Here is a 13,271-nt window from a genome sequence, read left to right on the forward strand (position 1 = left end):
ACGACAGGAGACGGCCCGAGGATAGACTCGTCGCTCGTGCAGGCAATAGGCATTGACATCGGCGGGACGAAGATCGCGGGCGGCGTCGTCACCGAGCTGGGCGAGATCGTCGCCGAGGAGCGAGTCCCGACCCCCGCCGGCGACGCCGGTGCGATCGTCGACGCCGTCGTCGCGATGGTGAAGGGCCTCCAGGCGCGTCACCCCGACGTCGTCGCCGCAGGGGTCGCGGCCCCCGGCTTCATCGACGCCTCGCAGTCGGTCGTGTACTACACGCCGAACATCCCGTGGCGGAACGAGCCGCTCAGGGCCCGGCTGTCCGAGCAGCTCGACCTGCACATCACCATCGACAACGACGCGAACGCCGCGGGCTGGGCCGAGTTCCGGTTCGGCGCCGGCCGCCTCGCGAGCGACATGACCATGCTCACCATCGGCACGGGCGTCGGCGGCGCCGTCGTCGCCCAGGACCGCCTGCTCCGCGGCGGCTTCGGCACCGGCGGCGAGCTCGGCCACATGCGCATCGTCCCCGACGGCCTGCCCTGTGGCTGCGGTGCCCGCGGCTGCATCGAGCAGTACGGCTCCGGACGTGCCCTGCTGCGCATGGCGGGCGAGGTGGCCGACCTCGGCGGCGTCGGGTCGGCGCTGGCGGCGGTGCGTGCCGAGAAGGGCGAGCTCACGGGCCACGACGTGGCCGCGCTGATGCAGGCGGGCGACGCGGGTGCCCTCGAGGCCCTCCGCCAGCTGGGCACCTGGCTCGGCCAGGCCGCGGCCTCGCTCGCCGCCATCCTCGACCCGCAGGTGTTCGTCTTCGGCGGGGGAGTCGCGCAGTCGGGCGAGCTCCTCCTCGCCCCCGTCCGCAAGGCGTTCCACGAGCACCTGCCGGCCCGCGGGTTCCACCCGGAGCCCGACTTCGTCATCGCCGAGCTGGTCAACGACGCGGGCGTCGTGGGCGCCGCCGACCTGGCCCGGCTGCACGCGTCCACTCGCTAGACTCCGACCGCCGACGAGGGAGGGGCCCCGATGCTCTACTGGTTCTTGAAGACGATGGTGGCGAGCCCCCTCATGCTCACGGTGTTCCGTCCGTGGGTCCGCGGGCTCGAGAACGTCCCGGCGTCCGGCGCCGTCATCTTCGCCAGCAACCACCTGTCGTTCGTCGACTCGATCTTCCTGCCGCTCGCCCTCGAGCGCCGCATCTCGTTCCTGGCCAAGAGCGACTACTTCACGGGGTCGGGCCTCAAGGGCTGGGCCATGCGACTCTTCTTCACCGCCACCGGCCAGCTGTCCATCGACCGATCGGGCGGCAAGGCCTCGGAGGCGTCGCTCGCGACGGGCCTGTCGGTCCTGGGCCGCGGTGAGCAGCTGGGCATCTACCCCGAGGGCACCCGCAGCCCCGACGGCAAGCTCTACCGCGGCCGGACGGGCGTCGCGCGCATGATCCTCGAGGGGCACGTGCCCGTCGTGCCGGTCGCCATGATCGACACCGAGAAGGTCATGAAGACCGGCACCAAGATCCCCAAGATCCGCCGGGTCGGCATCGTCTTCGGCGAGCCCCTCGACTTCAGCCGGTTCGAGGGCATGGAGGGCGACCGGTTCATCCTCCGGTCCATCACCGACGAGATCATGTACGAGCTCGGCGCCCTGAGCGGCCAGGAGTACGCCGACGTCTACGCCTCGTCGGTCAAGGAGAAGCGCGTCGCCTCCGCGCGGTAGGCTCGACCGCCGGGATCGATCGGTCCCTGGCCCGTCCTAGCTGCAAGGAAGACCGTGGTCCCCATCGCCGAACCGTCCGCGGGCGTCGTCACCGACGCCTCCACCACCGACGTGATCGACGGACTCGACTACTGGCGCACGCTCCCGATCAAGCAGCAGCCCGCGTGGCCCGATCCCTCCGCGGTCCAGGCCGCGTCGGCCGAGATCGCCGCGCTGCCGCCGCTCGTCTTCGCGGGCGAGGTCGACACCCTCCGCGACCGGCTGGCCGCGGCGGCCCGCGGTGACGCATTCCTGCTGCAGGGCGGCGACTGCGCCGAGACCTTCGCCGGCGCCACCGCCGACCAGATCCGCGACCGCGTCAAGACCATCCTCCAGATGGCCGTGGTGCTCACGTACGGCGCCTCCGTGCCGGTCATCAAGATGGGCCGCATGGCGGGCCAGTTCGCGAAGCCCCGCTCGAGCGACTCCGAGACTCGTGACGGCGTGACCCTCCCCGCCTACCGGGGCGACATCGTCAACGGCTACGACTTCACGCCCGAGTCCCGACGGGCCGACCCTGCCCGGCTCGTGAAGGGGTACCACACCTCCGCGTCGACGATCAACCTGATCCGCGCGTTCACGCAGGGCGGGTTCGCCGACCTCCGCCAGGTGCACAGCTGGAACCGCGGCTTCGCGTCGAACCCCGCCAACGCCGCCTACGAGCACCTCGCGAAGGAGATCGACAAGGCCATCCGCTTCATGGAGGCGGCCGGTGCGGACTTCGACGAGCTCAAGCGCGTCGAGTTCTACACCAGCCACGAGGGCCTGCTGATGGACTACGAGCGGCCGATGACGCGGATCGACTCCCGCACGGGCGACCCCTACGTCCTGTCGTCGCACTTCGTCTGGATCGGCGAGCGCACGCGTGACCTCGACGGCGCCCACGTCGACTTCCTCTCCCGGGTCCGCAACCCCATCGGCGTCAAGCTCGGCCCGTCGACCACGCCGGACGACATGCTCCGCCTCATCGACGTGCTCGACCCCGACCGCGAGCCCGGGCGCCTGACGTTCATCACGCGCATGGGCGCCGGCAAGATCCGCGAGTCGCTGCCGCCGCTGCTCGAGGCGATCAAGGGCGCCGACGCGACGCCGCTCTGGGTCAGCGACCCGATGCACGGGAACGGCCTCACGACGCCGACGGGCTACAAGACCCGCCGCTTCGAGGAGATCATGGACGAGGTCAAGGGGTTCTTCGAGGCGCACCGCGCCGCGGGCACCCACCCCGGCGGCATCCACATCGAGCTGACCGGCGACGACGTGACCGAGTGCCTGGGCGGCTCCGAGCACATCGACGAGGCCACGCTCGCGACGCGGTACGAGTCGCTCTGCGACCCGCGGCTGAACCACATGCAGTCGCTCGAGCTCGCGTTCCTCGTCGCGGAGGAGCTGGCGGCCAACTAGGCCGCGCCTCCTCGGCTCGCCGAACGGCCACGTCGAAGGGCCCGCCTCCCACAGGAGACGGGCCCTTCGTCGGGACGGGGGCGGCCCAGGGCGGGCGCGCGGCGGTCACTCGACGCGGTAGGAGAGCCTGACCGTCGATCCCCGGGGCGCGGTGGCTCCCGGGACGGGGTCCGTCGAGACGACGGTGAGGCTCGCCTCCCAGTCGAAGAAGGCGCAGGTGAAGTTCGTGCACCGGTCGTAGCTGACCCGCAGGCCGAGTGCCTGCAGCTGGGCCGTGGCCTGGTCGAGGGTCTTGCCGGTGACGTCGGGGACGGTGACGGGCGGAGGCCCGTCCGAGACGACGAGGTCGAGGGAGGCGCCGGGCCGGATCGGGCCGTCCTGCTGCTGGTCGGCACGGATCACGGCGCCCTCGTCGACGTCGTCGCTGAACTCCGTGCCGGCCTCGACGCCCGTGAGGCCCACGTCCTGGAGCGTCGCCTGGGCGTCCTCGACCGACTGGCCGACCACGTCCGGGACGGGGCCGAGCGAGACGGTCAGCGTGACGGGCTGCTGCTCGCCGTACTGGGCCGCGCCGGCCAGGTCGACGGCCGTGCCCGCGGAGTCGACCCCCGAGATGGCGAGCACCGTGCCGGGGTCGGCGGCGTCGAACTGGGTCGTGCTGTCCTGGACGGCGAAGGACGACAAGGAGGCGCGGGCCGAGTCCTCGGTCTGTCCCACGACGGCGGGCAGGTCGAGCGGCTGCGGGCCCTGCGAGACGACCAGCGTGACGGTCGAGCCCTTCTGGAGGCGAGAGGACGCACCGGGGTCCGTCCCGATCACCTGCCCGGTCGGGACCTCGACCGAGAAGTCGGCCGCGTCCTGCTCGGCGACGACGAACTCGGCCGCCTCGAGGGCGGACGCGGCCGCGGCCGGGTCCTGGCCGGCCACGTCGGGGACGGCCACCTGGCTGCCCGGACCTGCCCCGAACCACCAGCCCGCGCCGCCGCCCACCACGGCGAGCACGAGGACGAGCGCGATCCACACGAAGCCCCGTCGCCGTCGCCTCCGGGCCACCTCGCTGAGCTCGGCGACCGTGTCGACGGCCGCCGGTCCCACCGGTCCGGTGCGGTGGCGTGCCTTGGGGAGCGCCTGCGTCTCGCCGGTGCCGCCTCGCGGGAGGACCATCGTCGCGGAGGCCGGGGGGAGGACCATGGTGCGGCCGAGGGGAGCGCCGGACGGGTCGGCGAGGACGCGCTGGACGTCGATCAGCTGGTCGAGCATCGCCCGGGCGTCGCGGGGGCGGTGCTCCGGGTCGCGTGCCGTGGCCCACAGGACGAGCTCGTCGAGCTCGGCGGGGACCGACGGGTTCGCCGAGCTGGGCGCGGGGACCGTGTCGTTCGCGTGCTGGTACGCGATCTGCATCGGCTGTTCGCCCTTGTAGGGCTGCTCGCCGGTGAGCATCTCGTAGAGCATGATGCCGAGCGCGTAGATGTCGCTGCGGGTGTCGGCCACGCCGCGGGTGACGAGCTCGGGGGAGAGGTAGGCGATCGTGCCGAGCAGGGCAGCGCCGGTCGCGGTGTTCGCGGTCGCGGCGCGGGCGAGGCCGAAGTCGCCGATCTTGATCCGGCCGTCGTCGGCGAGCAGGACGTTCTCGGGCTTGAGGTCGCGGTGGACGATGCCGGCGCGGTGGGCGGCGGCGAGGCCGGCGAGCACCGCCTCCAGGATGTCCATGGCCTGCTCGCTCGTGAGGACCTTGTGGTCCTGCAGCAGCTCGCGCAGCGTGATGCCGGGCAGGTACTCCATCACGAGGTAGGCGCTGTCGTCGTCCTGGCCCTGGTCGAAGACGTTGACGACGTTGGGGTGGGCGAGCCTCGCTGCCGAGCGCGCCTCCTGGATGAAGCGCTCCTTGAAGGAGGCGTCGTCCGCCAGGTGGCCGTGCATGATCTTGATCGCGACCCGGCGCTCGAGCCGGAGGTCGGTGGCCAGGTACACGGTGGCCATGCCGCCGCGGGCGATGCGCGAGCGGACCTGGTACCGGTCGTCGATGAGCCGGCCGATCATCGGGTCAGTCTGGTTCGCGCTCATCGAGGCGATCCTACGAGTCGGCGCGCCGGTGGCCGACGAGGCTCACCGGCGAGTGTCGAACGGGGGTGCCGACGACGTCGCCGCGGTGGTGGCGCGGACGGCTCAGCCCAGGGTGCTGAGCCACGTGCGTGCCGGTGCCTCCCACTTGGCGTAGGCCGTGGGGTGGGCCGAGAGCTGGACCGCCTGGGCGGCGTCCGTCAGCGACATCGAGGACCAGCCCCGGACGTCGAGCAGGCCGCGGGTCTTGCCGACGTTCGGGTTCGTCCGTCCGCCGAAGAAGAGCTTCGTCGCGTGCGCGGCGTCCGTGAGCTGCGCGGGGGTGCCCCAGCCCGTGCTCGGACGCTGCTGGAACAGGCCGAGCGAGTCGCGGTCGCCGTGGTGGATGTTCCTGAGGCTCGACTCCTGCGCCGCCGCGGCCAGGGCCACGACGATGGCCTGGTCTCCCACGCCCAGCTCGCGCCCGACGCGGATGATCACGCGAGCGTTCTCCTGCTGCTCGGCGGTGAGCGTGGTGCTCGTCGTCAGCGGGGCCACGGAGGTGGTGGCCACGACCGTCGTGGGCGCGGCGGCAGGGGCAGGCGACGAGGCGCCGGGGACGACGAGGGTGCGGCCCGCGTAGATCGTGCTCGTCATGCTCAGCCCGTTGGCCGCGAGGAGCGCCTGGACCGTCGTGCCGGTCTGCCTCGCGATGGAGGCGATCGTCTCGCCGCTCCTGATGACGTGGCCGGCGGTCGCCGCGGGGGTCGGCGCGGCGGCCCTCTGCGCTGCCGGCGCCGTGGCCTGGGACGCCCCGCCGGGCAGGGAGAGCACCTGGCCCGGGTAGATGATGCTCGACCAGCTGAGGCCGTTCGCCCCGAGCAGGGAGGCGGTGCTCACCCCGTGCGCGCCGGCGATCGAGCTGAGCGTGTCGCCGCGCGCGATGGTGTAGCTGCCGGCCGCGGCGGCCCGGGTCGCGCTGGTCGGCGCCGCGGGAGAGGGCGTCCGCGAGGACGCGACGAGGCTGAGCGTCTGGCCGGGGAAGATGGTCGACTTCCAGCTGAGGCCGTTGAGGGCGAGCACGGAGGCGGTGCTGAGCCCGAAGGACGCGGCGATGCTGGCGACGGTGTCGCCCGAGGCGACGGTGTAGGTCGACGGCGCTAGGACGGTGCTCGACGACGCGGCGACGTCGACCGTCGAGGACGTCGACTCCGGGGCCGGAGCGGCTGCCGTCGGCGGGAGCGCGATCGGGCGCGGGGCGGCGTGCGGCTTCTTCGTGGGCTGCTGGTCGTGGGCGACCGACGCGACGGGGCCGGTCATGCCGAGGCTGAGCGCCATCGAGCCGACGAGCATGATGGGCACCGTCTGGAGCATGGAGCGAGCGGCCCGTGAACGAGCCCCCCGTCCGTCGGCGTCGAGTGCCCCGCGGCCGAAGGCGGCACCGGGCAGCCGTGTGGCGCGGGGCGCGTCCGGGGTCCCGTCGAGGTCGAGGGCGCGGTCCGAGCTGCTGTCGTTCATGGAGGTGATCCTCGGGTCGTGGCGTCCGACACGTCGACAACCTGATCCGCGACGGCGTGTCTCGTGGTGCCAAGTTGGCACAGGTGGAGACCCGTGTCAATCACAGTGACCAGTGCTACGAGTGGGGTCGATGTTACTGATGTGACCTTTGTGGCACGTGTGACGAGAGTGACACGAGCTACGAGGCGCGACACGGAGCGGTGGGCGACCGTGGCAAGGTGGACCCGTGACCGATCTCTCTCAGCAGCCCTGGTTCGACGACACCGAGTGGCTGGCGGTGCCCGACCTCGTCGAGATGCTCGGCCTCAGCGTCAGCCGCGTCCACCGGCTCTTCGAGGACCACGTCCTGATCTCCACGCGGGTGGACGGCGTCGTCGTCACCCCGGCGGTGTTCCTGGTCGACGGCGAGCCCATGCACGAGCTCCGGGGAACCGCCACCGTCCTCGCGGACAACGGGTTCACGGATGACGAGGCGCTCGACTGGATGCTCTCCGTCGAGGACAGCCTCGGCGTCTCCCCGGTCGAGGCGCTGCGCGCGGGGCGCAAGGCCGAGGTCCGCCGGGTGGCGCAGAGCCTCCTCTGAGCCGACTCCCGTCAGGTCGGGGGGCAGCCGGAGGCCGGCGGCCCCGGACCTAGTAGGTGCGCTTCGTCACCGTGTCGGCGAGCCGCGTGAGCTGGGCCCGTGCGGAGGGTGCGAGATCCGCGCCGTCGAGGGCTGTCACGGCGCGCTCGACCTGGTCGGTGATCGACTGCTCCACCGCCTCCACGGCCCCCGACTCCCTCAGCGTCGCCTGCAGCACGCCGATCTGGTCGTCGTCGAGGTCGGGATCGCCCAGCAGCTCGTCGAGCAGGCGGACGGAGCTCGGCGGCAGCGCCCGGCGGGCCGTCGCCACGAGGACGGTCCGCTTGCCCTCGCGGAGGTCGTCGCCGGCGGGCTTGCCGGTCACCTCGGGGTCGCCGAAGACGCCCAGCAGGTCGTCGCGGAGCTGGTAGGCGATGCCGAGGGGGAGCCCGAAGCGCCGCAGCGACTCGAGCTCCGACTCCGAGCCCCCGGCCATGGCCGCCCCGATGGTGAGCGGTGCCTCGACGCTGTACTTCGCGGACTTGTAGACGATGACCCTCTGGGCCCGGGGCAGCAGGTCGACGTCGGGCACGCTGCGCCAGGCGTTCTCCTCGAGGATGTCGAGGTACTGGCCCACGGTGACCTCGGTGCGCATGCGGTTGAACTCGCGCCGAGCCGAGAGGGCGGCGCCCCGGGACTCGAGGGCGTCGAGGGCCTCGCTGATCTGCTCGTCGCTCCATGCGAGGAGGAGGTCGCCCATGAGCAGGGCCGCCGATGTGCCGAAGCCGGACGCGGAGCCGAGCCACCCGCCCTCGCGGTGCAGGGCCTCGAACCGGCGGTGCGCGGCGGGGCGCCCGCGACGGGTGTCGGAGTTGTCCATGATGTCGTCGTGCACGAGCGCAGCCGCGTGGAAGAACTCGAGCCCGACGGAGGCGGTCATCACGGCGTCGAGGGACCGCTGGTCGACGGTCGTCCCGAGCGGGTCGAACCCGGCGTCACGGCCGGCGACGGACTGCCAGCCCCAGTAGCAGAACAGGGCCCGGAAGCGCTTGCCGCCGCGGAGCAGGTCGCTGGAGAAACCGGCGAAGGGGGAGAGGTCGTCGGCGATGCCCCGGAGGGCCGGTCGGCGGTCGTCGAGGAACCGATCGATGCGCTCTTGAACGACGTCCACTAACCGCGTACTCTCAGCCACGCTGCCTAGCCTAGCCACAGCGCCCGGGCATACACTCGCCCGTATCCACACGCGGTGATCCCGAGGCCGCGGGGCCTGTGCTCGAAGGGAACAAAGAGATGCCACTTTCCGAACAGGAGCAACGACTCCTCGAAGAGATGGAGCGGAGCCTCTACAGCAACGACTCCGACTTCGTGGCGACGGTCGGCGGGCGCCGTGGGCGCCCGAACTACACGATGGTCGTCATCGGCGTGCTCGCGGCTCTCGTCGGCATCGCGGTCATCGTCACCGGCGTCATCATCCGGACTCCTCCGGTGGGTCCGCTCGTCGGCGTGGCGGGCTTCGTGCTCCTCGTGGCCGGCGCCGTCTTCGCGATGGCGCCTCCTCGTCGCGGCTCGCAGGCCCGTCCTTCGGCTGCGTCGTCCGCTCCCGGCTCCGCTCGTCCGTCGGCCTCGCGCCCCGCGCGCAGCGGCAGCATGATGGACCGCCTCAACGACCGCTGGGAGCGCCGCCAGGACGGCGACCGCTCCTAGTCCTCCACTTCGCACCACGACCTCAGGGGTCGGCCTCCGGGCCGGCCCCTTTCTCGTGCGCCCGGGGCCTCCTGGCGCCTCCCCGCAGGGCTCCCTTCCCGGTGTCGGCGCGTCCCGGACCCGTCTCGTGGTCCCCGGTCGACTCTCCCTCCCTTCTCCTCCACCGCCGTGACCCCCGAACTGGAGCGGATCCGGAAGGTCCCGGCGCGACTTCGACCCCATGTCGCCTATCCGGGTGGGGGATTGTGGAGTAAAGTGGAGGCACGTGCCACGAACGGGGTGCGGAGCGAAGGGGGGCGAGGCGCATGTTCCTCGGCACCTACTCGCCCAAGCTCGACGAGAAGGGCCGGATCATCCTCCCCGCGAAGTTCCGTGACGAGCTGGCCTCCGGCCTCGTCATGACCCGCGGTCAGGAGCGCTGCGTCTACGTGTTCAGCCAGGCCGAGTTCGAGGACATGCACACGCGCATCCGGCAGGCGCCGATCACGAGCAAGGAGGGGCGCGACTACATGCGCCTGTTCCTCTCCGGCGCCAGCGACGACGTCCCCGACAAGCAGAACCGCGTCACGATCCCGTCCCCGCTGCGGGACTACGCGGGCCTGGGTCGCGACCTCACGGTCATCGGCGCGGGCAACCGTGCCGAGATCTGGGCCACGGACGCGTGGAACACCTACTACGAGGCCCAGGAGGCCGCGTTCGCGAACACCACGGAGGAGGTGATCCCCGGGCTCTTCTAGCTCCTCGGCCCTGACTCCCAGCCGTCCGCCCTGGCGCACCTTCCCCGGTGCCAGGTCGAGATGGATGGGGATCAGGGCCCGGGATCCAGGCCCAGGTCAGCCATGGCAGATCAGATCCACACCCCCGTCCTCCTCGAGCGCACGCTCGAGCTCCTCGCCCCGGCGATCTCGCGCCCCGGCGCCGTCGCGGTCGACGCGACGCTCGGCATGGGCGGCCACGCGGCCGCGATGCTCGAGCGGTTCCCCGACCTCACCGTGGTCGGCCTCGACCGCGACACCGAGGCGCTCGCGATCGCCGGCGAGCGTCTGCGACCGTTCGGCGAGCGTGCCCGACTGGTGCACACGCGCTACGACGGCGTGGCCGACGCCCTCGACGAGCTGGGCATCGACGAGGTGCAGGGCGTGCTCTTCGACCTCGGCGTCTCGTCCCTCCAGCTCGACCGGGTCGAGCGGGGCTTCTCCTATTCCAAGGACGCACCGCTCGACATGCGGATGGATCCGACCTCCCCGGTCACGGCTGAGACGATCCTCGCCGAGTACCCCGAGTCCGAGCTGCGGCGCATCTTCTACCAGTACGGCGAGGAGAAGCTCAGCCCCCGGTACGCCCGCCGCATCGTCGAGCACCGCGCCGAGGCGCCGCTCCGTCGCAGCGGGGAGCTCGTCGACCTCCTCATCGCCGCCACGCCGATGGCCCTGCAGCGGGCGGGCCACCCTGCCAAGCGCGTCTTCCAGGCGCTGCGCATCGAGGTGAACGGCGAGCTGGCCTCGCTCGAGGCGGCCGTCCCCGCCGCCCTCGACCGCATCGCCGTCGAGGGTCGCGTCGTGGTGCTCGCGTACCAGTCGCTCGAGGACCGCTTCGTCAAGCGCGAGCTCGCGGCCCGGACCACCTCGACGGCGCCCCAGGGCCTCCCGGTCGAGCTGCCCGAGCACCGGCCCGGCTACCGCCTCCTCGTCCGCGGCGCCGAGCTCGCCTCCGCCGACGAGATCGACCTGAACCCCCGTGCCAAGCCCGTGCGACTGCGCGCAGCCGAACGAATCCGGAGAACAGCATGAGCAACGCCGCGATCGACCCGATCCCGCAGCGCCGCCCCTCGCACGAGCCTCGCCGGGCACCGGTCGAGATCGTCACGAGCCGGGCACAGCGTCGCGCGCGGCCCCGGATCGCGTACGCGCTCGTGGCGACCGCCTCCTTGTTCGTCCTGCTCCTGACCCAGCTGGCGATCAGCATCGCTCTGAGCGACGGGGCCTACACGATCTCCGACCTGCAGGCCGAGAAGACCGAGCTGACGCGCGACCAGCAGAAGTACTCCGAGCAGCTCGACGTCCTCTCGTCGCCGCAGAACCTGGCCAACAACGCCGAGCAGCTCGGCATGGTCCGCAACTCGAACCCGGTCTACCTCGACCCGACGACCGGCGCGGTGCACGGCGACCCTGCCCCGGCCGACGGCACGGCGGACGGCACGGACAACCTGATCCCGAACACCCTGCTCGACGGCGTCCCCCTCGCGACGGTCGCACCCGACGCGGCGACGACCGACACGGCGGACCCGGCGGCGGCGTCGAGCGACGCGGCGGCGCAGGGCACGCCTCCGACCGACTCCGCCACGACGGGCGCGGCGACCGCGGGATCCGGCACCCCGTCGGTAGCGTCTGACCCTGACCAGCTCGCGGCTCCCCAGACCCGCTAGCGGTGCGCCCTCCGTGGCGCACCTGACGACGACAGCGGCCGGTGCCACACGACCTGCCGCGGTGAGGACACCTTCGTGAACACAGCCCCTCGCAGCCGCCGGCTCCGGGCGACGCTGGCCATGGCCGTCGTGATCGCGCTGGTCGGCGTGTTCGTCGTCCGCCTGGCCGACATCCAGCTCGTCCAGGCCGCCGAGCTCAACGCGCAGTCGCAGAACAAGCGCGAGATCCAGCAGGTGACGTACGGCGACCGGGGCGACATCACCGCGAACGACGGCACGGTCCTCGCCGGCAGCGTCACGCGGTACAACATCACCGCCGCGCCGGCCTTCGCCGCCGACGTCACCGTGACGGGGACCGACGCGGACGGCGAGAAGACCAAGGTCGCCATGTCGGTCGACCAGGTGCTGGCCGAGGTGGCCGAGATCACCGGCGGGTCGGTGGAGACCATGCAGGAGGCGCTCACCCGCGACCCCGAGGCCAACTTCGCGTTCCTCGTCAAGGGCGTCGACGTCGACGCCTTCCGCGCCGTCCGCGACCTCAAGAACAGCGGAGTGTCCTGGCTCTACTTCGAGCGCCAGTCCGCCCGGACCTACCCGAACGGCTCGGTGGCCGGCAACCTCACGGGCTTCGTCGGCACGGACGGGCCGCAGGCGGGGCTCGAGCGAACGGCCGACTCCTGCCTCGCCGGCACGAACGGCAGCGAGACCTACGAGCGCGGCGCCGACGGCGTGCAGCTCCCCGGCAGCACCGTGACCACGAAGGAGGCGGTGGCCGGCGGCACCTTGCAGCTCACCGTCGACAAGGACCTGCAGTACATGACGCAGCAGGCCATCGCCGAGCAGGGCCAGGCCATCGGGGCCGAGTCGGCCACCGCCGTCGTCCAGGAGGTGGCGACCGGCAAGCTGCTCGCCGTGGCCGACTGGCCCACGGTCGACCCCAACGACGTGAACCTGACGAAGGACGTCGGCGACCTCGGCTCCAAGGCCTTCACCGCCTCCTACGAGCCGGGCTCGACCTTCAAGGCGATGACCGCGGCCATGCTGCTCGACTCCGGCAAGGCCACGCCGACGAGCCAGGCGACCGTGCCCTACTCCCGCTCGTTCCCCTGGGGCGGCGAGATCCACGACGCGAGCTTCCACCCGACCGAGCGCCTCACGCTGACCGGCATCCTGCGCGACTCCTCCAACGTCGGCATCTCGCTGCTGGGCCAGAACCTCAGCGCGCAGGCGCGGTACGACTACATGGTCAAGTTCGGCCTGAACGAGCCCACGGCCGTCGGGTTCCTCGGCGAGCCGACGCAGGGCGTCCGGGCCGCGAGCTCGTGGGACCAGCAGACCAGCATCAACACGATGTTCGGCCAGGGCGTCTCGACGACGGCGCTGCACGTGGCCAGCATCTTCCAGACCCTCGGCAACCACGGCGTCAGGCTCCCGTCCCAGCTCGTCGAGGGCTGCACGGCCGCCGACGGGACGGTCACGCCGGCACCGGCCGTCGAGGGCACGACCGTGGTGTCGCCGTACGCTGCCGACACGACGGTGAACATGCTCGAGAGCGTCGTCTCGGCCGGCGAGCAGAAGGACGCGCTGACCATCCCGGGCTACCGCGTCGCCGCCAAGACCGGCACCGCCGAGATGGCCCGCGCCGACGGCACCGGCTACGGTTCCGACCGCGTGGTGTCCGTCGCGGGCATCGCCCCGGCCGAGGACCCGAAGTACGTCGTCGTCGTGAGCTTCACCAAGCCCAGTACCATGAAGACGTCGGCCGCCGCGGCGCCGACCTTCAACAACATCATGTCCCAGGTCCTCGAGATGTACCGCGTCCCTCCGTCGACGGAGCCCGCGCCGGCCATCCCCCAGACCTGGTGAGAGAAGAGG

Annotated in this window: 12 protein-coding genes; 9 read left to right on the forward strand and 3 right to left on the reverse strand. The window is 72.0% G+C overall.

What is annotated here, in order from left to right:
- Positions 1-36 precede the first annotated feature (36 nt).
- The 3 genes from IFT77_RS00755 to IFT77_RS00765 all read left to right on the forward strand — a co-directional run bounded on the left by IFT77_RS00755 (position 37) and on the right by IFT77_RS00765 (position 3,147).
- The gene (locus IFT77_RS00755; protein WP_123545547.1) at positions 37-987 is read left to right on the forward strand and encodes an ROK family glucokinase; all 951 of its coding nucleotides are present in this window, start codon (positions 37-39) and stop codon (positions 985-987) included.
- Between the two features lie 30 nt (positions 988-1,017).
- Entirely contained in the window at positions 1,018-1,707 is a 690-nt protein-coding gene (locus tag IFT77_RS00760; protein ID WP_123545549.1) for a 1-acyl-sn-glycerol-3-phosphate acyltransferase, read from the forward strand.
- Between the two features lie 111 nt (positions 1,708-1,818).
- Positions 1,819-3,147, forward strand: coding sequence for a class II 3-deoxy-7-phosphoheptulonate synthase (locus IFT77_RS00765; protein ID WP_192169469.1), 1,329 nt, complete (start codon positions 1,819-1,821; stop codon positions 3,145-3,147).
- Positions 3,148-3,252: 105 nt separating this feature from the next.
- On the opposite strand, the gene pknB is transcribed toward IFT77_RS00765, so the two are convergent.
- Together pknB and IFT77_RS00775 are read right to left on the reverse strand one after the other, a co-directional pair.
- Positions 3,253-5,211: a Stk1 family PASTA domain-containing Ser/Thr kinase gene (gene pknB / locus IFT77_RS00770; protein ID WP_192169008.1), complete on the reverse strand. Its 1,959-nt coding sequence runs from the start codon at positions 5,209-5,211 to the stop codon at positions 3,253-3,255.
- Positions 5,212-5,313: 102 nt separating this feature from the next.
- Positions 5,314-6,705 (reverse strand): LysM peptidoglycan-binding domain-containing protein, encoded by a 1,392-nt coding sequence (locus IFT77_RS00775; RefSeq protein WP_244638374.1) that lies wholly within the window; start codon positions 6,703-6,705, stop codon positions 5,314-5,316.
- Between the two features lie 226 nt (positions 6,706-6,931).
- On the opposite strand from IFT77_RS00775, the gene IFT77_RS00780 reads away from it, so the two are divergent.
- Positions 6,932-7,288, forward strand: a complete 357-nt coding sequence (locus IFT77_RS00780; protein ID WP_371740847.1) for an Rv2175c family DNA-binding protein — start codon at positions 6,932-6,934, stop codon at positions 7,286-7,288.
- A 49-nt stretch (positions 7,289-7,337) separates the two neighbouring features.
- Here the strand turns inward: IFT77_RS00780 and IFT77_RS00785 are convergent, their stop codons facing one another.
- Entirely contained in the window at positions 7,338-8,459 is a 1,122-nt protein-coding gene (locus IFT77_RS00785; RefSeq protein WP_133737433.1) for a polyprenyl synthetase family protein, read from the reverse strand.
- A gap of 98 nt (positions 8,460-8,557) precedes the next feature.
- Between IFT77_RS00785 and IFT77_RS00790 the strand changes: the two genes are divergently transcribed.
- The 5 genes from IFT77_RS00790 to IFT77_RS00810 all read left to right on the forward strand — a co-directional run bounded on the left by IFT77_RS00790 (position 8,558) and on the right by IFT77_RS00810 (position 13,262).
- Complete coding sequence (locus tag IFT77_RS00790; protein WP_133737434.1) at positions 8,558-8,971, forward strand: DUF3040 domain-containing protein; 414 nt, start codon at positions 8,558-8,560, stop codon at positions 8,969-8,971.
- Between the two features lie 305 nt (positions 8,972-9,276).
- Positions 9,277-9,708 carry a division/cell wall cluster transcriptional repressor MraZ gene (gene mraZ, locus IFT77_RS00795; protein WP_192041582.1) on the forward strand — a complete coding sequence of 144 codons (432 nt, stop codon included), beginning with the start codon at positions 9,277-9,279 and terminating at the stop codon, positions 9,706-9,708.
- A 102-nt stretch (positions 9,709-9,810) separates the two neighbouring features.
- Positions 9,811-10,761, forward strand: coding sequence for a 16S rRNA (cytosine(1402)-N(4))-methyltransferase RsmH (gene rsmH / locus IFT77_RS00800; RefSeq protein ID WP_192169009.1), 951 nt, complete (start codon positions 9,811-9,813; stop codon positions 10,759-10,761).
- Entirely contained in the window at positions 10,758-11,396 is a 639-nt protein-coding gene (locus IFT77_RS00805; protein WP_192169010.1) for a hypothetical protein, read from the forward strand. Before rsmH ends, IFT77_RS00805 begins: the two co-directional genes overlap by 4 nt.
- 75 nt (positions 11,397-11,471) lie before the next feature.
- On the forward strand, positions 11,472-13,262 hold the full coding sequence (locus tag IFT77_RS00810; RefSeq protein WP_371740848.1) for a peptidoglycan D,D-transpeptidase FtsI family protein: 1,791 nt from the start codon (positions 11,472-11,474) through the stop codon (positions 13,260-13,262).
- The last annotated feature ends 9 nt before the right edge of the window (positions 13,263-13,271 follow it).

The organism is Frigoribacterium sp. CFBP 13729 (assembly GCF_014841875.1).
In the GTDB taxonomy this organism is placed as follows: domain Bacteria; phylum Actinomycetota; class Actinomycetes; order Actinomycetales; family Microbacteriaceae; genus Frigoribacterium.